15 protein-coding genes and 2 pseudogenes are annotated in these 20965 nt (G+C 70.6%); 5 read left to right on the top strand and 12 right to left on the bottom strand.

The genetic code is table 11. The features are described from left to right. The first annotated feature begins 64 nt into the window (after nt 1–64). Nucleotides 65–2635, top strand: a complete 2571-nt coding sequence (locus ACFVV1_RS01545) for a SpoIIE family protein phosphatase (protein WP_389983894.1) — start codon at nt 65–67, stop codon at nt 2633–2635. 42 nt (nt 2636–2677) lie between these two features. On the opposite strand, the pseudogene ACFVV1_RS01550 reads toward ACFVV1_RS01545, so the two are convergent. The 7 genes and pseudogenes from ACFVV1_RS01550 to ACFVV1_RS01580 form a co-directional block, all read right to left on the bottom strand. Beyond that, a pseudogene (locus ACFVV1_RS01550) lies at nt 2678–2871 on the bottom strand (PspA/IM30 family protein); the annotation flags it as partial. 163 nt (nt 2872–3034) lie between these two features. After that, a pseudogene (locus tag ACFVV1_RS01555) lies at nt 3035–3877 on the bottom strand (TPM domain-containing protein); the annotation flags it as partial. Nucleotides 3878–4312: 435 nt separating this feature from the next. Then, entirely contained in the window at nt 4313–5803 is a 1491-nt protein-coding gene (locus ACFVV1_RS01560; protein WP_389982786.1) for a glucoamylase family protein, read from the bottom strand. Between the two features lie 276 nt (nt 5804–6079). Continuing rightward, nucleotides 6080–7282 carry a glycoside hydrolase family 1 protein gene (locus tag ACFVV1_RS01565; protein WP_389982788.1) on the bottom strand — a complete coding sequence of 401 codons (1203 nt, stop codon included), beginning with the start codon at nt 7280–7282 and terminating at the stop codon, nt 6080–6082. A gap of 89 nt (nt 7283–7371) precedes the next feature. After that, entirely contained in the window at nt 7372–8280 is a 909-nt protein-coding gene (locus ACFVV1_RS01570) for a carbohydrate ABC transporter permease (RefSeq protein WP_389982791.1), read from the bottom strand. Next, nucleotides 8277–9269: a carbohydrate ABC transporter permease gene (locus tag ACFVV1_RS01575; protein WP_389982795.1), complete on the bottom strand. Its 993-nt coding sequence runs from the start codon at nt 9267–9269 to the stop codon at nt 8277–8279. Before ACFVV1_RS01575 ends, ACFVV1_RS01570 begins: the two co-directional genes overlap by 4 nt. 5 nt (nt 9270–9274) lie before the next feature. Then, a complete protein-coding gene (locus ACFVV1_RS01580; RefSeq protein ID WP_389982798.1) occupies nt 9275–10525 on the bottom strand; it encodes a sugar ABC transporter substrate-binding protein in 1251 nt (416 codons plus the stop codon). 263 nt (nt 10526–10788) lie between these two features. Between ACFVV1_RS01580 and ACFVV1_RS01585 the strand changes: the two genes are divergently transcribed. Next, entirely contained in the window at nt 10789–11778 is a 990-nt protein-coding gene (locus tag ACFVV1_RS01585; protein ID WP_389982801.1) for an acetylxylan esterase, read from the top strand. Between the two features lie 347 nt (nt 11779–12125). Here ACFVV1_RS01585 and ACFVV1_RS01590 read toward each other — a convergent pair whose 3' ends face one another. After that, nucleotides 12126–13184: a LacI family DNA-binding transcriptional regulator gene (locus tag ACFVV1_RS01590; RefSeq protein ID WP_389982804.1), complete on the bottom strand. Its 1059-nt coding sequence runs from the start codon at nt 13182–13184 to the stop codon at nt 12126–12128. A gap of 182 nt (nt 13185–13366) precedes the next feature. On the opposite strand from ACFVV1_RS01590, the gene ACFVV1_RS01595 reads away from it, so the two are divergent. Continuing rightward, nucleotides 13367–13834, top strand: a complete 468-nt coding sequence (locus ACFVV1_RS01595) for a MarR family winged helix-turn-helix transcriptional regulator (RefSeq protein WP_389982807.1) — start codon at nt 13367–13369, stop codon at nt 13832–13834. Continuing rightward, nucleotides 13806–14303 carry an isochorismatase family protein gene (locus ACFVV1_RS01600; RefSeq protein WP_389983897.1) on the top strand — a complete coding sequence of 166 codons (498 nt, stop codon included), beginning with the start codon at nt 13806–13808 and terminating at the stop codon, nt 14301–14303. Before ACFVV1_RS01595 ends, ACFVV1_RS01600 begins: the two co-directional genes overlap by 29 nt. A gap of 6 nt (nt 14304–14309) precedes the next feature. On the opposite strand, the gene ACFVV1_RS01605 is transcribed toward ACFVV1_RS01600, so the two are convergent. Genes ACFVV1_RS01605 through ACFVV1_RS01620 form a run of 4 tightly spaced genes read right to left on the bottom strand, consistent with a single transcriptional unit; the run spans nt 14310 to nt 18130 of the window. Next, nucleotides 14310–15083: a succinate dehydrogenase/fumarate reductase iron-sulfur subunit gene (locus tag ACFVV1_RS01605; RefSeq protein WP_389982810.1), complete on the bottom strand. Its 774-nt coding sequence runs from the start codon at nt 15081–15083 to the stop codon at nt 14310–14312. Further along, complete coding sequence (locus ACFVV1_RS01610; protein WP_389982813.1) at nt 15080–17026, bottom strand: fumarate reductase/succinate dehydrogenase flavoprotein subunit; 1947 nt, start codon at nt 17024–17026, stop codon at nt 15080–15082. Before ACFVV1_RS01610 ends, ACFVV1_RS01605 begins: the two co-directional genes overlap by 4 nt. Next, complete coding sequence (locus ACFVV1_RS01615) at nt 17027–17872, bottom strand: hypothetical protein (protein WP_389982816.1); 846 nt, start codon at nt 17870–17872, stop codon at nt 17027–17029. Nucleotides 17873–17881: 9 nt separating this feature from the next. Beyond that, a complete protein-coding gene (locus tag ACFVV1_RS01620) occupies nt 17882–18130 on the bottom strand; it encodes a hypothetical protein (protein WP_389982819.1) in 249 nt (82 codons plus the stop codon). A gap of 285 nt (nt 18131–18415) precedes the next feature. On the opposite strand from ACFVV1_RS01620, the gene ACFVV1_RS01625 reads away from it, so the two are divergent. Beyond that, nucleotides 18416–20788: an ABC transporter family substrate-binding protein gene (locus ACFVV1_RS01625; protein WP_389982822.1), complete on the top strand. Its 2373-nt coding sequence runs from the start codon at nt 18416–18418 to the stop codon at nt 20786–20788. The last annotated feature ends 177 nt before the right edge of the window (nt 20789–20965 follow it).

The following is a 20965-nucleotide window of genomic DNA, read 5'->3' on the forward strand; positions in this document are numbered from 1 at the left end:
GTCCGGTGTGTGAGCTGGAGGGGACGGTCGCGTGAGCGAAATACCTGGGACAACGGGCGACATTGTGTGGCAGAGCAGCCCGCCTGGCTCGATCTACGACTACATCAGGGTCGCCTCCTTCTCGATCGGCCCCGATGGCCTGATCGAGCAGTGGAGCCGCCGGGCAGCCGGTCTCTTCGGCATTGCCGTGGACAAAGCGGTGGGCATGGATCCGGTCGAGGTGTTCATGCCTGCCGAACTGCGCACGGACGGCCACCGCCGGATCGGCGAGATCCTCGACGGCAAGGAGTGGACGGGCCTCGTCCCCTTCCGGATACCGGGCGACGACCCGGTGCACGGGCTCGCCGAGATCTATGTGATGCCGAGCGAGACCGGGACCGGGGAACGGGCCGCGCTCTGCATCGTCGTGGACGTCCGCGCGCTGCGTCACATCGAGACGGACCTCGCCGCGTCGCAGGCGATATTCGGTCAATCTCCCTTCGGTTTCGTGCTGTTCGGTATGGACCTCACGGTCATCCGCGCCAACGAGCGCTTCGCCACCGTCTTCGGCGGCCGGGCCGCCGACCACCGCGGCCGTACGGTCGACGACTATCTCTCCCGCCCCGAGGCGGACCGGCTCACCGCCACGCTGAAGCGCGTCCTGGAGACCGGCTCGTCCGTCACCGACCTCCAGCTCGTCGGTACCGCGCCCGGTGACACCGAGAGCCGCCACTGGTCGATGAACCTCTACCGCGTGCACAGCGGATCGGGCCGGCCCATCGGCATCGCCGGACTGGCCACCGATGTGACCCGACGGCACATGGCCGCCCGCGAGGCGGCCAGCGCCCGCCGCAACCTCGCGCTGCTCAACGAGGCCAGTGTCCGCATCGGCAACTCCCTCGACCTGGAGACCACGGCCCGCGAACTTCTCGACGTCGCCGTGCCCGGCTTCTGCGACCTCGCCTCCGTCGACCTCTACCAGGGGCTGGTCACCGGCGACGACGCGCCGCCCGGCCGCTGGGACTCGCTCCGGCAGGAGTCCGTCGGCGGTTCCGCCGAACTGCGCCGCGTCGCCGCCGCCAGCGCCGTGTCGGACGGCCTTCCCGCCGCCGTCACCGCCACTGCCACGGACACCGCCGCATCCGGCATGTGCACCGGTCAGCCCGCACTCGGCGCCGTACACCGCTTCTCGTACAACTCGCCCTGTGCCATCGCCCTGCGCACCGGCCGTGTCGAGGATGTGCCCGGCGACGACCGGGGCTTCGTCCAGTCCACGCTCGCCGTACCGATGGTGGCCCACGACGCGGTGGTCGGCCTCGTCCAGTTCGCCCGCACCAAGGGCAGCGAACCCTTCGGCGAGCGGGACCGGGCCCTGGCCACCGAACTCGCCGCCCGAGCCGCGGTCTGCATCGACAACGCCCGCCTCTACCGGCGCGAACACGAACGCGCCCTGATCCTCCAGCGCAGCCTCCTGCCACCCGGCGACCCCGTCGCCGCGGGCCTCGACATCGCCTGCCGCTACCTCCCCGGCAACACGGCCACCGAGGTCGGCGGCGACTGGTTCGATGTGATCGAACTGCCCGGCCACCGCACCGCCCTCGTCGTCGGCGACGTCATGGGCCGCGGACTGCGCGCCGCCGTGGCCATGGGCGAACTGCGCACCGCCGTACGGACCCTGGCCCTGCTGGACCTGGAACCCGCCGAGGTGCTCTCCGCGCTCGACGAGGTCGCCCGCGGGCTCGGCACACCCGGCGGCGGCACCCCCTCGTCCTCGGGCGGCGGCGCCCAGTGGCCCTCGCGGGCCGCCCACAAGTCCCGCGAGGCGGACCTCTCCGAGGTGTACCTGGCGACCTGCGTGTACGCGGTCTACGACCCGGTCACCCGGCGGTGCACCTTCGCCAACGCCGGTCATCTCCCCCCGGCCGTAGTCGAGCCCGGCGAACCGGCCATGCTGCTCGACGTCCCGCCCGGGATGCCGCTCGGCGTCGGCGGCGAGCCCTTCGAGGAGGTCGAGGTCGAACTGAAGGAGGGCGCCCTGCTCGCCCTCTACACCGACGGCCTCGTCGAGTCCCGCGACCATCCGCTCGACGAGGGACTGGACGCCCTGCGCGGCGCGCTCGTCGAACCGGACCGGCCGCTCGAAGACGTCTGCGACCACGTGCTGACCACCCTCGACACCCGGCACGGCGAGGACGACATCGCCCTGCTCATGGCCCGCATCCGGGGGCTGCCGGTGGACGCCGTCGGGGACTGGCGGCTGCCCCGCGAACCCCGCTCCGTCGGCCGCGCCCGCGAACTGGCCCGTGGCCAACTGCTGGCCTGGGACCTCGACGAGCTGGTGGACACCACCGAACTCCTGGTCAGCGAACTGGTCACCAACGCCCTGCGGTACGGGGAGGGCGAGATCCGGCTCAGGCTGCTGCGCGACCGTACGCTCGTCTGCGAGGTATGGGACGCGGGCCTCGTCCAGCCGCGGCGACGGCGGGCGCGCGACACCGACGAGGGCGGGCGCGGGCTCCAGCTGGTCGGTCTGCTGAGCGTGGCCTGGGGGTCCAGGCGGACACCGCGCGGCAAGACCGTCTGGTTCGAACTGGCGCTGCCCGACGGGGAGCCGGCCGCCGAGCCCACGGTCGAGCAGCTGCTGAGCATGTTCTGAGAGGGAGGGCTCAAAAGGCCGGCGGGACCGCCGTCATGACGCTTATTTCAGGGCGGCGAGCCGGGCCTCGACCTCGGCGCTGTCGCCCAGGGCGTCCAGCTGCTCGAACCGGGCGTCCAGGGACGACGCGGCGAGCTCCTGTCGGCCCAGCGCCCTCGCCTCCTCGCGCCGCACCTTGTCCTCGAACCGGCTGAGCTCACTGGTCGGTCGAGTACGTCGATGTTCTCGACGGAGTCCACTCCCCGATCTTCGCGGGGAATCCCGGCCTTCGTGCCGGGCGGGAATGTGATCCTTGGTCCGAAGCCGCGGAGTCACTACGGGCCGGGCTGGTCCGTCGCGAGGCCGCACCGGCTTGGCGAGAAGCCCCGTCATTCACGGCGGGGAGGAGTCACCATCCGGTTCTGCGCCTCGCTCCGTGTCTTCAGAGCCCAGTTCCTCCTCGCTGGTGCGGACCGCGTCATCGGTGTCCACCAGCGTCTCCTTCGCCCGGGCATCGAGCTCCGGCAGCGGAGTCGGCTGCCGCGGTCCGCCCGGTCCCGCGGAACCCCGTCCCCAGCCGGTCGCACCGGGCGTGGTGCGGGTCGTGGCCCGCTTCCTGCGCCGGGTGTACGCATAGCCGGCGACCGCTGCCGCCCCGCCGACGACGACCACCGGCAGAATCAGATCCCCGGCGCTCGTCCCGCCGGAACTCCCGGTTCCGGGATCGGGGGCGCCGGGCGTGAGCGTCGGCGTGGGCACGGCCTTGCCGGCCAGTACGGCGGAGTAGCCGTTCGCGACGCCGATCGCCGCGCCGGCCCAGTCGTGATCCCTGAGCGCGGGCTCGACGGCCGTGCTCGCCACGTCCTGGAGCTGGGCGGTGGTGAGGCGTGAGCCCTGGTCGACGGTGTAGGCGTACTGCCGGACGTGGGTGGCGACGGCGAGCAGGACGTCGTCGCGGCCGAGGCCGTTCCGGTCGGCCGTCGCATCGGCCCAGCTCTGCGCGGACCGGCCGGAGAAGTCCCGTACGTACACGACGAAGAGCTGGACGCGGCGTTCGTCGTACAGCCGGTCGAGTGCTGCCGCGACCTGGTCCTTGCGCTCGCCGAGCGCCCCCACCCGGTCGGTGATCTGCCCGTCCCGGGACAGGGTGACGGGATCGTCGGCGCGAGCAACCAGCGCGGCGGGCAGGGCCAGCCAGCACACCGCCAACAGCACGGTGGGAAGGGCCCGGCCCGGTATCCGGGTACGGCTCACGAGCGGCATCACGTTTGTGAGGCTATGTCCACCCTCAGTGACCCGCGACCCGGCGACCGGGCGCGGAACCAGGGGAGCGGAACAGGGCGTGGAACGGGGGCGATGCCGTTCCTACTGCGACCGCACGCCGCGGGACTCAGGGGGTACGGACGTGCGGAAGCGGATGACGGGCGTGATCCGGGCGGTACGGGGCCGGGCGGCCCCGTACCGCCCGGTCCGGCCGGCGCGGGCTGTGGCGGACCCGGCCGCGGCGGATCGCGCCGGGCCTCGTCCTGGTGATCGTGGTCCCGGCCCTCACCGCCGGGGTCGCGCTGCGGATCGGAGACCCGGGCGACGGCACCCGCACCCGACTTCGCGGCGTTCGCGGCGCGGGAGGGCGACCGGGCGGCGTACCGGAAGGGCTGGAACCGACCCGGCCCCTCGGGCACGCCGCCGCGCGGCCGATCAGATGGAGAAGCGCTCCTTGGCGAGCAACGGACGCACCTTCGACTGGAATCCGCCGGTCCGGAACGGCCGTTGCAGCAGGCCGGGGCGGATCGCCTGGGCCAGTGCGGCGGCGATCATGCCCTGGTCGAGGGCGAGCATGTAGTCACTGACCCGGCCGGTGCCGACGTTGACGGAGTCCCGGAACCCGTATCCGTCGTGGTAGGCGCCGAAGTCGCGGTCGAGTGCCCGCAGGTTGGCGACCGCCTCGTCCGGCGCGTAGGGCAGGGCGAGGAAGGAGGCGTGCGGGGTGACGACACCGTTGGTGAACGCCGAGGCGGGCGGCAGCGGCGCGCCGTCCTCGGTGTACGTCCGGTCGGTGTTGGAGGCGTATCCGTCGACCTGCATGCCGATCGCGTCGACGCCGTACTCCTGGTACCCGCCCTCGGGGATGTTGGCGGGGGAGAAGCCCCAGTACCCGTACTCCGCTTCCTCCATGCCGTGCTCGATCTGGCTGCGGACGTAGCGCGCGTGCGTGAGGCCCCAGGACCGCGGCGACCACTCCGGCTCCGGCACGAACAGCGGCACCATCAGGGCCTCGAACATCGAACCGCCCCAGGTGGGCACGATCTTCCGGCCGCGGTGCGTGTAGTGCCCCTGCCAGACCCGTACACCGTCCATGGCGACGTAGCTGCCCCCGGGGTGCTGCTCCTGCCCGTGCTCGGGGAGCATCGTGCGCAGCATGTGCCAGTAGTGGTCGGAGGGCAGCGAGCCATCCGCGATGCCGAGGTAACTGGCCATGCGCGGCTCGGTGTTGAGCGCGCCGTAGTGGTGGCCGGTGGGCTCCTCGGTGTCGGTCCAGAATCCGCCGCGCAGCTGGCCGGGGCCGGCGACGGGGTCGGCCGGGTCGTACGGCGTGTAGTAGTAGGACCAGTCGGCGGTGGCCAGGATGCGGGCGATGCGGGGGCGGAGCGCCGGTGCGGCGTCGGCGGCGATGCGCAGGCCGGTGACCAGCCAGGCGTTGTCGACGGAGGAGAGGAACGGGCGTACCGGGTCGCCGGTGCCGGGCCACTGGGTCAGGACCGAACCGTCGTGCGCGTCGTACCAGTTGAGCCAGAAGCCGTGATGGCGCTCCAGCTTCTCGACGGCCCGGACGGTGTGCTCCAGCCTGCGTTCCATCGTGGTGTCACTGATCACGCCGAGCCCGGCCGCGGCGACCGTCGACCAGAGGCCGCAGCCGATGTTGGTGGGCGAGGTCTGGCGCGACCGGACGGGGGTGCCGGAGCCGCTGACGTCGATCTTGTCGGTGGCGAGACCGAAGTCGGTCGTCATCGCCTCGATCGAGCGGTACGTATCGCGGAACCAGCGCATGAGCAGTGGTGTGCCCGCGCCTTGCGCGGGCTGCGAGGACTGCGTGAGCTGTGCGGCGCCTGCGGAAGGCACGGCCACGGCTCCGAGGGACAGGGCGGCAGCCCCTGTTCCCGCGGCGGTGAGAAATGTGCGACGGTCCATCAGAATCCCTCGAAGAAGAGCCACCGACTGTGGGCGGTGGGCGGATTTCGTTCGTCGGTCGTAACTGAAGGGCGGGGCGCCGTGTCGCGTACGACACCCGCGTGGGCGCCGCACACGGGCGGGGCTGGATACGTGCGGCGCCCACGCGGGCGATGGGCCTGCCCGGCGGATCAGGGCCGGACAGGGCCCGGCTGTACGGGAACCGGCGTCCGTCAGGTATCGCCGGTTCCCGTACGGGCGGGAGCGGTCAGGTCGCTCCCGGTCGGGGGGCCGACGTCAGTCGGCGATGCGCGGCAGCGCGCGCGTGCGGCCCATCTCGCCCAGCCAGACGGCGGACGGCTTGGGCAGGCGCTCGAAGGTCTCCGGGTCCCAGCCGATCAGGCCGAAGGTCGGCTTGTAGGAGCCCCACTCGTAGTTGTCGAGCGCGCTCCAGGCCAGGTAGCCCTGGATGTTCAGGCCGTCCTGGAGCGCGGACGCGACCTCGTTCAGCGCGCCGGTGTAGTAGTCGACGCGGCGGCTGTCGTCGTCGGTCGCGATGCCGTTCTCGGTCACGATCAGCGGCACGTCGTTGCCGAGGACCTCGGCGGTGTGGCGCAGCGCGTGGCCGACCGCGGAGGGGTAGTACTCCCACTGCGTGAGGGTGCGCTCGACGCCGTCGGCCGTGGGTATGGGGCCCTCGGGGCCGATCTCGGTCCGGGTGTAGGACTGCACGCCGATCCAGTCGTCGCCGCGGGCGGCCTCGATGAAGACGTCCTCGCGGGGGTAGCGGTAGGCCGCCGTGACCTCCTCGGCGCCGGGCCGGGCCTGGTAGACCTGGTTGGCGATGGTCCAGCCGACCTGGATGCCGGCGTCGATCGCCCGGACCTCCTTGACGGCCGCGTGGTGCGCGGCGATGACGGCCTCGGTGGTCTCGTCGTCGGGCGTCGGCAGACCGGCGGGCGGGAAGCTGTTGTCGCCGCGCTTGGCCTGGCCGGCCATGACGGCGATCATGTTCGGCTCGTTGATCGTGCAGACGTGGCTGACGCCCTCGGCGATCACCGGTGCGCAGGCGGCGACGTAGCGGGCGAAGAGCTCGGTCGCGCCGTCGGCGGTCCAGCCGCCGCGCGCCTCGAACCACTGCGGCACGGTGAAGTGGTGCAGCGTGATCATGGGGCGCAGGCCGCGCTCGATGGCGCCCTCGACCATGCGGCGGTAGTGGGCGAGCTCGGCGTGGGAGAAGCGGCCCTCGGCCGGCTCGATGCGGGCCCACTCGATGGAGAACCGGTAGTCGGTGAAGCCGAGACCGGCCAGCGTGTCCATGTCCTCGTGCCAGCGGTGGTAGCTGTCGCAGGCGTCCAGGCTCGGCTCCTGGATGTGGGTGCCCGCGGCGTGCTCCTTGACCCACCAGTCGCTGTTGGTGTTGTTGCCCTCGATCTGGTGGGCGGCCGTGGAGGCGCCCCACAGGAAGCCTTCGGGGAACGGGACCTGGGTGTGAGTCATCGCAAACTGTCTTTCTGGTGCGTGAAGGGGTGTGGCCGACGGGGTGCGGGGTGCGGCCTCGTACGTTTCGGGTGGGGCGGCCGGGTGGGCTACTTCATGCCCGCCGTGGCGATGCCCTGGGTGAAGTGCCGCTGGAGCGCGATGAAGACGACCAGGACCGGCAGCACGATCAGGAAGGACCCGGCCATCAGCATGCCGTTGGATCCGCCCGCCTTGTTGGGGTCGGTGGCGAAGGTGGCCAGCGCGACCGGAAGGGTGTACTTGTCGGGGTCGTTGGTCGCGATGAGCGGCCAGACGAAGTTGTTCCAGGAGCCCAGGAACGTGAAGATCGAGAGGGTCGCCAGGGCGGGCTTCACCAGCGGCATCACGATCCGCCAGAAGATGTACCACTCACCGGCGCCGTCCATCCGGGCGGCTTCCAGCAGCTCGTCCGGGATCGACTGCATGAACTGCCGCATCAGGAAGACACCGAAGGCTCCGGCGGCGAACGGCAGCACCAGACCCGCGTACGAGTCGATCAGGTGCAACTTGCTCATCAGCACGAACAGCGGCAGCAGCATCAGGTTGCCGGGCACCATCAGGGCGCCGAGGACCAGACCGAAGATCTTGTTGCGTCCGGCGAAGTTCAGCTTGGCCAGGGCGTACCCGAGCATCGAGCAGAACACCAGGTTCGAGACGGTGACCAGCACCGCCACGATCACCGAGTTCATGAAGTACAGCGGCAGATCGAGCTTGTCGAGCAGGTTCCGGAAGTTGTCCAGCGTCCACTCGGTCGGGATCCATACCGGCGGGCTCGCGGTCAGCTCCTGCGACGTCTTGAACGCCGAGAGGGCCATCCACAGGAACGGCGCCGACATGATCAGCAGACCGAGGGAGAGCAGGACGTAGACGAGGACGCGCTTCGGGTTGCGGGCCTTCTTCGCGCCGGGCTCCGGTGCGTCCTGGGGCTTCTTCGCCGGCGCCGTCGAGACGGCGCCCGGTGCACTGGTGGCGCTCATTTCGTGTTGTCCTTCAGCAGTCGGAGCTGCAGCACCGTGATGCCCATGATCACTACGAAGAGGACATACGCCATGGCACTCGCATAGCCCATGTGGAAGAAGTTGAAGCCCTCGCGGTACATGTTCAGCGAGACGGTGAGCGTGGAGTCCGAGGGACCGCCCTGGGTCATCACGAACGGCTCCTCGAAGACATTGAGGTAGCCGATGGTGGTGATCACCGTGGCGTAGAGCAGCGTGGGCCGCAGCAGGGGCACGGTGATGCCCTTGAACTCCTGCCAGACACCGGCGCCGTCCAGCCGCGCGGCTTCCCGCACTTCGGTGGGAATGGCCTGCAGGCCGGCGATGAAGAGCACCATGACCGTGCCGAGGTTGCGCCAGACCGCCATCGCGATCATCGAGGGCATGGCGAGCGTCTCGGAGCCCAGGAAGTCGGGCGAGGTGAGGCCCACTTCGGAGAAGAGCCCCGCGATGAGCCCGTCGCTCGGGTCGAGCACGAACCGCCAGACCACGGCGACCGCGACGATGGTCGTGACCACCGGTGCGTAGAAGCCGACGCGGAAGAAGGTCCGCGCCCGGTCGATGCCGTTGTTCGCCAGTACGGCGACTGCCAGCCCGAGGAAGATCGTCAGCGGGACGCCGATCACCACGAAGTACGCCGTGTTGAACAGCGACTTGAGGAACTTGTCGTCGCTGAAGAGATTGACGTAGTTCTCGAAGCCGATGAAGTTCGCGTCCAGCGGGCGCGTGACATTGCGCAGCCCGAAGTCGGTGAAGCTCATCACCAGCGTCGCGAGGATCGGGAACGCCATGAAGACGAGGAAGAGGACGAGGAAGGGGGTGGAGAACAGCCAGCCGGCCAGGTTCTGCACGCCCATCGACGACTTCTTGCCACCCCGGCGGCCTGCGGGCCCGGTGGCCGGGGACTCGGCGGTCCCCGGCCCGGCCTGCACCGTGGCCGACTCCGCGGCCTTTGAGGTCATGGTGCGCATGACTCCTACTTCACGAGGCCTTCGATTTCGGACTGGGCCGTCTTGAGCGCGTCCTCGGCGGACGCCTTGCCCTGGGTGACCTTGGCGATGGCCTGGTCGACCTTGTCGGTGATCTCGGTCCAGTTGGACAGCGAGGGGGAGGACTTGGCCGTGTCCATCTGCTTCTTGAAGACCTGGAGGTCGGCGTCGGCGGCGAGGTCGCCGGAGGTCCAGGCGGCGGTGTTGGCCGGCAGGTCCTTGGTGCGCTTGTACCAGTCGGCCTGGCCCTTGGTGTCCGTCAGGTACTTGATGAACTCGGTGGCGGCGGCCTTGTGCTTGCTGTCCTTGGAGACGACCAGGGAGGAACCGCCCGCCATGGAGACGGAGGCCTTGTCGGCGGGCACATTGGCCACCGCCCACTTGCCCTTGAGCTGCGGCTGGCCCTCGTTCAGCAGGGTGACGTGCCAGGGGCCGCCGAAGAACATCGGGACGCGGCCGTTGCCGAAGTCCTTCACCACGTCGTAGCCGGGCTGCACGGACTTGTTGGAGAGCCCCTTGTCGAAGTACGAGCCGTACTCCTTGAGCGCCTTGACGGCCTCGGGGCTGTCGATGACGACCTCGCCCTTGTCGTTGACGATCTCGCCGCCGGCCGAGTACAGGAAGGAGTAGAAGTTCTGCACCGTGTCCAGGCCGCTCGGCTGGATGGACAGGCCCCACTTGGTTCCGGCCTTCTTCTGGTAGGCCGAGGCGAGGTCCTGCATCTCCTTCCAGTTGGTCGGAGCCTTGGTGATGCCGGTCTTCTCGGCCAGGTCGGTGCGGTAGTAGAGGACGCGGGTGTCGACGTACCACGGCACGCCGTACGCCTTCCCGTCCACCTCGCCCTGCTGCCAGCCGGAGTGGAAGAAGTCCTTCTCGTCGAACGTCTTGGTGTCGACCGGCTCCAGAACGCCGAGCTCGGCGAACTCGCCCATGTAGCTGCCGCCCATCTGCGCCACGTCCGGCAGGGTGCCGGCGGCGGCCGCGGAGACCAGCTTCTGGTGGGCGACGTCCCAGCCGACCGGGGTCACCTTCACGGTCACGTTCGGGTTGGCCTTGGTGTACTCCTTGGCCACATCCGCGAGCTTCTCGCCCTCGGCCCCCATGGCCCAGACGGTGAGCGTCTGCTTCTTGTCCGCGGCGACGCTGTCGCCACCGGAACTGCCGCACGCGGTGATACCGAAAGTGAGCGCGGCTGCGACTGCGATACCGATCGAGGCGTTTCTGGCGGTGCGGGGCATGGAGGGCTCCTCCTCGAGCAATCCGGATGTATGCGCTGCCTGTAAGCGCATACATCACTCTGCGGCAGGCGTTCGGGAATCCGCAAGAGGGTGCTAGGTCACACTCGTGCAACGTGCTGGACATCTGAATGTTCAACTTGGCACGGTAAGCGTGACGTTTGTGGAATTGGGAACGATGTGACCTATTTCGCGTGGTTGATCCGCGGGATCGGTGGTCTGTACCGGCATGGGCGGGGCGCTGCGCGGGCGATATTGTCGTGATCATGGCTTCTTTCGCGCACGACTTCCCCTTCGATCCGGCTTACGGGCGCACGCTCGACGACCTGCTGCACATCCCCGCGCCCGCTGCCCCGGACGACTTCGACGCCTTCTGGCGGGGCAGGTACGAGGAGGCCCGCGAGGTCGCCACGGAGCCGGAGCTCGGCCCGCTGGAGGAGGAGCGCGACGGTGTACGGATGCACGGCGTGACGTTCACGTCGGTGGGCGGGGTGCGGCTCGGGGGCTGGGTCGCGCTGCCCGCCGAGGGGAGCGCGGAGTACGGATTCGTCATCGGGCACGGTTACGGAGGCCGGCAGGAGCCGGGCCCCGACGTGCCGCTGCCGTTGCCCCGGGCGGCGGCGATCCTGCCGTGCGTACGGGGCATGGGGGCGCGGGGACTGCACCCCGGCATCCCGGACGTGGCCGACGCGCACGTACTCCACGGCATCGAATCGCGCGACACCTACGTCATCGGCGACTGCGTGGCGGACCTGTGGTGCGCGGCGTCGGCGCTGCATGAACTGGTACCGGAACTGGCTCCGGGGGCGGGCGCCCCGCTCCTCGGATACCTCGGGGAGAGCTTCGGCGGCGGGCTCGGCGCGCTGGCCCTGCCCTGGGACGGCCGGTTCGGGGCCGCGCAGCTGACGGTGCCGACCTTCGGCAACCATCCGCTGCGGCTCACCCTGCCGTGCGTAGGGAGCGGGGAGGCGGTGCGGGGCCATCGCCGGGAGCACCCCGGGGTCACCGAGGTGCTGCGGTACTTCGACGCCGCCACGGCCGCGACGCGGCTGGAGCTGCCCACGCTGGTGGCCGCGGCGCTCTTCGATCCCTCGGTGCCGCCGCCGGGGCAGTTCGCCGTGCACAACGCGCTGGCGGGTGAGCGCGAGCTGCGGGTGCTGAGCGCGGGGCACTTCGAGCACGAGGGGCTGGCGGCGGAGACGGAGGGGCTGCGGGCGGCCCGGCGGGACTTTTTCGAGGCGCGGCTGGGGCGGTGAGGCGGGGCGGGGGCCGGGGTTGCGGCGCTTGCTGCCCGTGGCATCGCACGTCAGAGCCCGTCCCACGCGCGATCGGCGCTGCGAGCGGGGCGAGGGCCTGCGTGCCGGGCTGTGCTGATCGCCGCCGCTCAGCGGGCCGCGGCCTACTCGTCGCGAGCCACCCGGGCGTGATCCGTCACCACCCGCCGGAACAGGTCGTGCCCGGTGCGCCCGCTGTGGCCTTCCAGGGGCCGATTCCGGCGCAAGCACCGGTGGGTTCGTCCTCGGGCCGGCTCGAACGGCGAGGGTTTCGTCTCAGAGGCCGGGCGGGCTCAACGTGCCGGGCGGGTCTGGGCGCGCCGTCCTCGTCAGCCGCAGCCGCAGCTCGCGCGTTGGATCACCGACACCGGAAGCATGAGCGACACCGGCTCGCGCCCGCTGTTGCCCAGGCGCTGTACCAGCAACTCGACGGCCTGCTCGCCGAGTTGGCGGATCGGCTGGCGTACGGTCGTCAGTGGCGGGCGTACGAGCCGGCTCAGCGGAATCCCGTCGAACCCGGTCACGGCGATGTCCTCCGGGACCCGGATCCCGCGCCGCTCCAGTGCGCGCAGCGCGCCCACGGCCATCTGGTCATTGGCGAACAGCATCGCCTGCGGCTGTTCCCCGTCCCGGTCGAGCAGGACCTCCGTGACCCGGAGGCCCTCGGCCTGGGTCATCATCGTGGCCCGCACGGCCGGTGCGTCCGGCACCGGAAGCCCTGCGTCGCGGCACGCCTCCTGGAAGCCCACGAACCGGGCCTCGGCGTCCGGGGACTTCGCCTCCCCGCCGATGAAGGCGAGGCGGCGCAGCCCGTGGTCCTCGATCAGGTGCCGAGTGAGAGCGCGCTGCCCGTCGGCGTTGGCGACGACGATGTGGTCGAGATGATCGATGCCGCGCGGGCCCGCCAGCATGACCACCGGCAGCCGCCGCGAGATCACTTCGAGGTCGGCGGTGGGGACGGTGCCGGCCAGGACCGCGAAGCCGTCCACCCGGCCTGCCACGTTTGCGACGAGACTCTCCGGACCGCCCTTGAGCGAGGCGGCGATCAGCAGGGCGTAGCCGTGCTGTCGGGCCGCGCGCTCCATGCCCCGGATGATCTGGTCGGAGTAGAGCATGAAGGCGTGGTCGTCGTCCTCGTCGGTCGCCGCCGCCTCGTTCTCGGTGTCCGGGTCCGAGTAGTCGGGGAAGCAGAGGCCGAGCACGCCGGTGCTGCGGCTGGCGAGTCCGCGCGCGCTGCCGCTCGGTACGTAGCCCAGTTCGCGGGCCGCCTCCAGGACCCGCTCGCGGGTCTGGGCGCGTACTGAATCGGGGGTGCGGTAGACCCGCGAGACCGTGGCAATGGAGACGCCCGACCGCTCGGCGACGTCGTACACCGTTGGGGCGCTCACTCGACCGACCGTCCGCTTCTTCTTCCGTACCCAAGCACCTGCTGTTGCACGTACCACCCTCTTTTGAAAGCGCATTCACCCTAGATCGCGGGCCGCGTGACGAGCAAGACCGGCACGGTTCCTGGCTGAAAAATAGACAGGGAACCTTGCAAGGTGCACTGTGCATCTTCTACGCTCGAGCCATGCCGGAACCGACCGAAGCCGTGCCCGCCGACCCTCACGTCGAGCTGAGCGCCGAGCAGCTGGCGACACAGCTCACCGCCGTGGTCGGCCGGCTGATCCGGCGGCTGCGCACCACCTCGTCGGACAGCCTGCTCACGCCGACGCAGCGCTCGGTGCTCGCCGGACTGGAGAGTGAGGGGCCGGCCACCACGGCCGCGCTGGCTCGTGCCGAGTACGTGCGTCCACAGTCCATGCGGCTGACTCTCGGCGCACTGGAGAGCCAGGGGCTCGTCGAGCGGGCACCCGATCCGGCCGACGGCCGGAAGTCGGTGATGTCGATCACGGAGACCGGACTCACGACGCTCGCCGCGGTCCGGGCCGCCAAGCACAGCTGGCTCGCCGAGGCCATCGCCGCTGAGCTCGACGGGGCCGAACGCCGCACGGTCGCCGAGGCCGCCGATCTGCTCGACCGACTGGTCGGGAAGTGACCGGCCGACCACCCGGCCGGGCGACACCCCGGAAGTGATACGGGAGGCGGCGCCGCCTCCCGTACCCGCACCGGTGACGGTATTCGCCCGCGGCGCCCCCGGCCGCGCCGAGACGCCCAGGCACTCCGGCAGGCCCGCCGCCGACTGGGCCGAGATCATCCCCGAGCTCGGCCCGCGCGAAGGCGACATCGTCGTCACCAAGCAGCAGTGGGGCGCCTTCTACGGCACCGACCTCGACCTCCAGCTGCGCCGCCTCGGCGTCACTCAGGTCGTCGTCACCGGCATCGCGACCACCATCGGCGTCGAGTCCACCGCCCGCTCCGCCCACGAGTACGGCTACCGCGTGACCGTCGCCACGGACGCGGTCACCGACATGAACGCCGGTGCCCACCGCAACAGCGTCGAGAAGATCTTCCCGAGGCTCGGCGAGACGGACGCCACCGAGGCGATCGCCAAGCTGCTCGGCTGAGCGGGATCAGGGAGTCTCCCGTCGTCGGATCTTGTTCCCCAGCCACACCAGCGGGTCGTATGTGCGGTCCACGGCCCGTTCCTTCAGGGGGATCAGCGCATTGTCAGTGATCTTGATGTGTTCGGGGCACACCTCGGTACAGCACTTCGTGATGTTGCAGTAGCCGAGCCCGTGCTCCTCCTGGGCCGTGGCCTTCCGGTCGAGTCCCGACTCGGCGGCGGCGTCCAGGGGGTGCATGTCCAGCTCGGCGATCCGCATCAGGAAGCGCGGTCCGGCGAACGCCGCCTTGTTCTCCTCGTGGTCGCGCACCACATGGCAGGTGTCCTGGCACAGGAAGCACTCGATGCACTTGCGGAACTCCTGCGAGCGGTCCACGTCGACCTGCTGCATCCGGTAGTCGCCCGCCTTCACCCCCTTCGGGGGTACGAAGGCGGGCACTTCCCGTGCCTTGGCGTAGTTGAACGTCACATCCGTCACCAGATCGCGGACGACCGGGAAGGCCCGCAGCGGGGTGACGGTGATCGTCTCCTCGCGGCCGAACACCGACATGCGTGTCATGCACATCAGCCGCGGCCTGCCGTTGATCTCCGCGCTGCACGAACCGCACTTGCCCGCCTTGCAGTTCCAGCGCACCGCCAGATCGCCCGCCTGGGTGGACTGGATCCGGTGGATGATGTCGAGGACGACCTCGCCGTCGTTCACCTCGACCTCGAAGTCCTCCAGGTCACCGCCGTCCGGGTCCCCGCGCCACACCCTGAACTGCGCCTTGTAGCTGCTCACTCGTACAGCTCCTCTTCGGCCAGGTACTTGACCAGCTCCTCCTTCTCGAAGAGGGAGAGCAGATCCGGACGGATGGGTTCGGTCGTCTTCCGTACGAGTTCGATCCGGCCGCCCGACGCGCCTTCGGTGGCCTCGTCGGCCAGCCGGCACAGCAGATTGGCCGGGCGCCAGGAACGTTCCATCGTCGGGCAGTCCTCGCGGGTGTGGCCGCCCCGGCTCTCCGTGCGCTCCAGTGCGGCCCGGGCGACGCACTCGCTGACCAGCAGCATGTTCCGCAGGTCCAGGGCGAGGTGCCAGCCGGGGTTGAACTGCCGGTGCCCCTCGACGGCGGCGCGCCGGGCCCGTACCCGCAGCGTGGCCAGCTTCTCCAGGGCCTGTTCCATCTCGGGCGCCCGCCGGATGATGCCGACCAGGTCGTTCATCGTCTGCTGGAGTTCCTGGTGGAGGGTGTACGGATTCTCCGCGGGCTCCTCGGGCCCCTCGGCCGTGACCGGTCCCTCGGCCGCACCCGGCTCCCCGGCGCTGAACGGACGCAGGGCCTCCGCCGCCGCCGCGTCGATCTGCTCCTCGTCCACCACCGGCGGGGTACCGATGGCGTTCGCGTACTCGGCGGCGTGCAGCCCGGCCCGCCGCCCGAAGACCAGCAGATCGGAGAGGGAGTTCCCGCCGAGCCGGTTGGAGCCGTGCATGCCGCCCGCGACCTCGCCCGCCGCGTACAGTCCGGGCACGGCCGCGGCGGCCGCGGTGTCGGAGTCGACGGCGATCCCGCCCATCACGTAGTGACAGGTCGGGCCGACCTCCATCGCCTCCGCCGTGATGTCGACGTCCGCCAGCTCCTTGAACTGGTGGTACATCGAGGGCAGCCGGCGCCGGATCGCCTCCGCGGGCATCCGGGTCGACACGTCCAGGAACACCCCGCCGTGCGGTGAGCCCCGGCCCGCCTTCACCTCGGAGTTGATGGCCCGGGCGACCTCGTCGCGCGGCAGCAGCTCGGGCGGGCGGCGGTTGTGGTCCGGGTCCTCGTACCAGCGGTCGCCCTCCTCCTCCGACTGCGCGTACTTCTCCTTGAACACATCGGGGACGTAGCCGAACATGAACCGCTTGCCCTCGGAGTTGCGCAGCACCCCGCCGTCCCCGCGCACCGACTCGGTGACGAGGATGCCCTTCACGGACGGCGGCCAGACCATGCCGGTCGGATGGAACTGCACGAACTCCATGTTCAGCAGCGGTGCGCCCGCCAGCAGGGCGAGGGCGTGGCCGTCGCCGGTGTACTCCCAGGAGTTCGACGTCACCTTGAAGGATTTGCCGATGCCGCCGGTGGCGAGGACGACCGCGGGGGCTTCGAGCACGAAGAAGCGGCCGGACTCGCGCTCGTAGCAGAAGGTGCCGGAGACCTGTTGCCCATCCTTGAGGACGCGGGTGACGGTGCACTCCTGGAAGACCTTCAACCGGGCTTCGTAGTCGCCGTGTTCGCGGTAGTCCTCCTGTTGCAGCGAGACGATCTTCTGCTGGAGGGTGCGGATCAGTTCGAGGCCGGTACGGTCCCCGACGTGCGCGAGCCGCGGGTACTCATGGCCGCCGAAGTTGCGCTGGGAGATCTTCCCCTCCGGCGTACGGTCGAAGAGCGCACCCCAGGTCTCCAGCTCCCAGACCCGGTCGGGTGCCTCCTTGGCATGCAGCTCCGCCATCCGCCACTGGTTGAGGAACTTCCCGCCGCGCATGGTGTCGCGGAAGTGCACCTGCCAGTTGTCCCCGGAGTTCACATTGCCCATGGACGCGGCGATTCCGCCCTCCGCCATGACCGTGTGCGCCTTGCCGAAGAGCGATTTGCAGATGACCGCGGTACGGGCCCCGCGCTCCCGCGCCTCGATGGCGGCGCGCAGCCCGGCGCCTCCGGCACCGACCACGACGACGTCCCACTGTTGCCGTTCGAGCTCTGTCATTCAGAAGAACCTCGGATCGTCGAAGGCGCCGGAGGCGACGAGATAGACATAGAAGTCGGCGAGCGCCACGCTGATCAGGGAGGCCCAGGCGAGCAGCATGTGCCGGGCGTTCAGCCGGCCCACCCAGCCCCACAGCCGGTAGCGCACGGGGTGCTTGGAGAAGTGCCGCAGCCGGCCGCCGATGATGTGGCGGCAGGAGTGGCAGGACAGCGTGTACGCCCAGATCAGGGTGATGTTGGCCAGGAAGATCAGCGAGCCGAGGCCCATGTGGCCCCAGGCATAGTGCTCGTCGCGGAAGGAGAGCACGGTGTCGTACGTGAGGATCCCGGCGACCGGCACCGCGGCGTAGAAGAAATACCGGTGGATGTTCTGCATGATCAGCGGGAAGCGGGTCTCGCCGGTGTACGTGGTGTGCGGCTCGGCGACCGCGCAGGCCGGGGGCGATGCCCAGAAGCCCCGGTAGTAGGCCTTGCGGTAGTAGTAGCAGGTCAGCCGGAAGCCGAGCGGGAAGATCAGGATCAGCAGTGCGGGGGAGAGGCCCCACCAGTTGCCGAAGAGTTCCCAGTTCGGGCCGTGCCGCATGGGGGCGCAGTTCTCCGCCAGGCAGGGCGAGTAGAACGGCGACACATAGGGGGCGGCGTAGTAGTCGGCGTTCGAGAAGGCCCGCCACGTCGAGTAGACGATGAAGGCGAGGAGCCCCCCGGTGGTCGTCGCGGGAGCCAGCCACCAGCGGTCGGTGCGCAGGTGGCGGGCGGTGATGGCGGCCCGGGAGGCGTGGTGGACGCCCGCCGCGCCCTTCGGGTGAGGTGGTTGCGTACCTGTTCCTGTTTCCGTACCGGTGGCCAAGGAACTCTCCTAGGGGGCGTGCCGGCCCCGGACGCCCAGACCTTCGTCGTCCGAGTCCGTCCACAGGGTGGCGTCGTACGGCGTTTCGCTGATCGTGATGACGCCGTCGACGGGGCCGGTGCGGTCGGCGGCTTCGAGCGGCGCCGGCCCGGCTTCCGTCGCGCGCAGCCGCGCGAGACTCCGCTCCAGCCGGCCGACGGTGCGGACCAGGTCGTCGAGACAGTGCTGAACGACCGTCAATTCTTCGTGCAGTGACATGACTTGCTCTCACTTCCGCGGTCGCGGTTGGTCATGTTCATGCGCCTGAGAGTGTCGCGCGTCACACCCCCGTTGGGAAGGGTGCGGGCCCTTCCGGTCTCCCGGGCCCGCTCCGCCGCACGGGTGAGGTTCGAGAGGCGCTGCGCCGTGTCTGCGCCGCCTCTCGCGCGGGTGCGCCTTCAGTGGAGGGACGGAATCGGTGTGATCAACTGCATATGTCACTAAAAATCACAATCCGGTCCGCCCCGGTGCGGGTGGGCCGGGCCGGCCTCGGAGGTATCAGCCATGTCCCACGTCGGCGTCCCGCGGGGGACGGCCCGAAAGCGCCGCTCGCTCGCGCTCCTCACGACGGGTGTGCTGACGCTCCCCGTGCTGGCCGGCTGCACCTCCGACGACAGCGGCACCACCGCCGCCGCAGCCCCGCAGGACATCGCGGTCGCGGCCCGGAACACGGTCGCGGCGGGCGGAACGGCCACCTGGGCGATCGACGCCGTGCCCGCCACCCTCAACGCCTTCCAGGCCGACGCCGACGGCTCCACCACCCGCATCACCGGTGCCCTGCTGCCGACGCTCTTCCCGCTGGACGCCCGGGGCAGGCCCCGGCTCGACCCGGACTATCTGAAGTCCGCGAAGGTGGTCGAGCGCGAGCCCAGGCAGGTGGTGCTCTACCGGCTCAACCAGCGGGCGGTGTGGAGCGACGGCCGGGCGGTCGAGGCGTCGGACTTCGTCGCCCAGTGGCGGGCACTGAACGGCAAGGACTCGGCGTACTGGACCGCCCGCAACGCCGGCTACGAGCGGATCGAGAAGATCGAGCGCGGCGCCGACGCGCAGGAGGTACGGGTCACCTTCGCCAAGCCGTACGCGGACTGGCGCTCGCTCTTCTCCCCGCTGTACCCGAAGGAGGTGACCGGCACCCCGGGCGCCTTCAACGACGGCGCGCGGACCACCCTCAAGGCCACTGCGGGACCGTTCCGGCTGCGCGGCGTGGACCCGAAGACCGGCGAGGTCACCCTGGAGCGCAATCCGCGCTGGTGGGGGAGCCCGGCCAAGCTCGACACGCTGGTCTTCCGGGCCGTCAAGCCGCAGGACCGCACGCAGGCGCTGACCGAGGGGAAGGTCGACGTCGCGGACATCGACGCCGCGGCGGCGCACCGCATCGTGCAGGCGGGCCGCGACAAGGGCGGGAACGGGCAGCCGCTGGCCCAGGGCCCCGGCTCCGGGACCGGCCCGGCCGCCGCACTGCGCTCCTGGGCCGAGGCACACGGCTCGGACGAGAAGGCGGCGGCGACCGCGCAGGCGGCCAGGGAGAAGAACCGGGCAGCCGCCGAGGCGTACGCGGCCGAGCAGGGCAAGCTGCGCGCGTACGTGGTCCGCAAGTCGCTGGAGCCCGCCTACACCCAGCTCGCGATGAACGGCGAGTCCGGGCCGCTCGCCGACGACCGGGTACGCCGGGCGGTCGCCCGGGCCCTGAACCGCCAGGAGCTCGTCGACGCCGTACTCAAACCCCTCGGCCTGCCCGCCACACCGCTCGGCAGCCACGTGGCCCTGGCCGGGCAGCCGGCGTACAAGGACAGCAGCGGCGCACTCGGCGGGCACAACACCGACGAGGCGCGGGCGCTGCTGGCCGACGCGGGCTGGACGCGGGAGGGCGCGGTCAAGAAGCCGGACGGCACCAAGGCGGGCAGCGAGGCCGGGAAGAAGGGAGCGAAGGACAAGGACGCCGCCGCCGGGAAGGGTGACAAGGACGACAAGGCGGCCACGCCCGAGAAGCAGGGCAAGCCCGACGACGACAAGCCGGTCACCGACACCGACAGCGGGAGCAAGCCCGACGACAACAAGCCCGGTGACAACAGGTCCGGTGACCGCGCCGGGTCGCGCAACGCCCCCCAGGTCCTCGCCCCCGCCTCCGCCGCCGCGTTCCACAGCGCCGCCCTGCTGCGCCAGGCCGGACGCCTGGCCGGGACCGGCACCTCCGAGGACGCTCCCGCCCAGGTCACCGGCCAGGACCAGCGGCCGGGCGGCGCCACCGGTGCGTACGCCCCCGCGGGCACCGCGGCCCCCGCCCAGGCCCCCGACGCTCGCCGCGGCCCGCTCGGCAAGGACGGCAAGACGCTGACCCTGCGCTTCGTCCTGCCGTCCGGTCCCGGCTCGGAGCCGCTGCGTGCCGTCGGGGACAAGATCTCGGCGATGCTCGATTCGATCGGCATCGGTACGTCGATCACCAAGGTCGCCGACGACAGCTACTTCAAGGACCACATCGCCTCCGGCGACTACGACCTGGCCCTGTACTCCTGGCCCGCCACTGCCTACCCGGCGACCGACGACCGCCCGATCTTCGCCAAGCCGGTACCCGCCACCGACGGCTCGCTGCTGGTCGAGCAGAACTACACCCGCGTCGGTACGGACCACATCGACCAGCTCTTCGACCAGGCGGCCGCGGAGCTCGACGAGGGGGCCGCCCGGGATCTGATGAAGCAGGCGGACGCCCGGATCTGGGCCGCCGCCGGATCGATTCCGCTTTACCAGCGCCCGCAGCTCGTGGCGACGAACAGAAAGCTGGCGAACGTCGGCGCCTTCGGCTTCGGGGCACCCCACTACCAGGACATCGGCTTCAAGAAGCCGCAGGCCGCCGGAGCCCCGGCAGGCAAGAAGAAGTAGCAGGTCAGAACGGCACCGGAAGCTCAGAACTGGCTCAAGTCCCTTGCCCGCCGGACTCCCCGGCGGGCAAGGTCGGATACAACCCGGACCCGAGCCGATTGCCCCCACACGCCCCCCCACGGGACCTTGCGGAGCCCCACGGATCCCCCCACGGATCCCTCCGCATCCCCCTTTTTC

Source organism: Streptomyces sp. NPDC058092 (genome assembly GCF_042884935.1).
In the GTDB taxonomy this organism is placed as follows: domain Bacteria; phylum Actinomycetota; class Actinomycetes; order Streptomycetales; family Streptomycetaceae; genus Streptomyces.

Excerpts from the sequence above, each read along its gene's own strand:
- ACFVV1_RS01560 (WP_389982786.1), bottom strand. The coding sequence starts at position 5,803 with ATGGACCGTCGCACATTTCTCACCGCCGCGGGAACAGGGGCTGCCGCC.
- ACFVV1_RS01565 (WP_389982788.1), bottom strand. The coding sequence starts at position 7,282 with ATGACTCACACCCAGGTCCCGTTCCCCGAAGGCTTCCTGTGGGGCGCC.
- ACFVV1_RS01570 (WP_389982791.1), bottom strand. The coding sequence starts at position 8,280 with ATGAGCGCCACCAGTGCACCGGGCGCCGTCTCGACGGCGCCGGCGAAG.
- ACFVV1_RS01575 (WP_389982795.1), bottom strand. The coding sequence starts at position 9,269 with ATGCGCACCATGACCTCAAAGGCCGCGGAGTCGGCCACGGTGCAGGCC.
- ACFVV1_RS01580 (WP_389982798.1), bottom strand. The coding sequence starts at position 10,525 with ATGCCCCGCACCGCCAGAAACGCCTCGATCGGTATCGCAGTCGCAGCC.
- ACFVV1_RS01585 (WP_389982801.1), top strand. The coding sequence starts at position 10,789 with ATGGCTTCTTTCGCGCACGACTTCCCCTTCGATCCGGCTTACGGGCGC.
- ACFVV1_RS01595 (WP_389982807.1), top strand. The coding sequence starts at position 13,367 with ATGCCGGAACCGACCGAAGCCGTGCCCGCCGACCCTCACGTCGAGCTG.
- ACFVV1_RS01610 (WP_389982813.1), bottom strand. The coding sequence starts at position 17,026 with ATGACAGAGCTCGAACGGCAACAGTGGGACGTCGTCGTGGTCGGTGCC.
- ACFVV1_RS01620 (WP_389982819.1), bottom strand. The coding sequence starts at position 18,130 with ATGTCACTGCACGAAGAATTGACGGTCGTTCAGCACTGTCTCGACGAC.
- ACFVV1_RS01625 (WP_389982822.1), top strand. The coding sequence starts at position 18,416 with ATGTCCCACGTCGGCGTCCCGCGGGGGACGGCCCGAAAGCGCCGCTCG.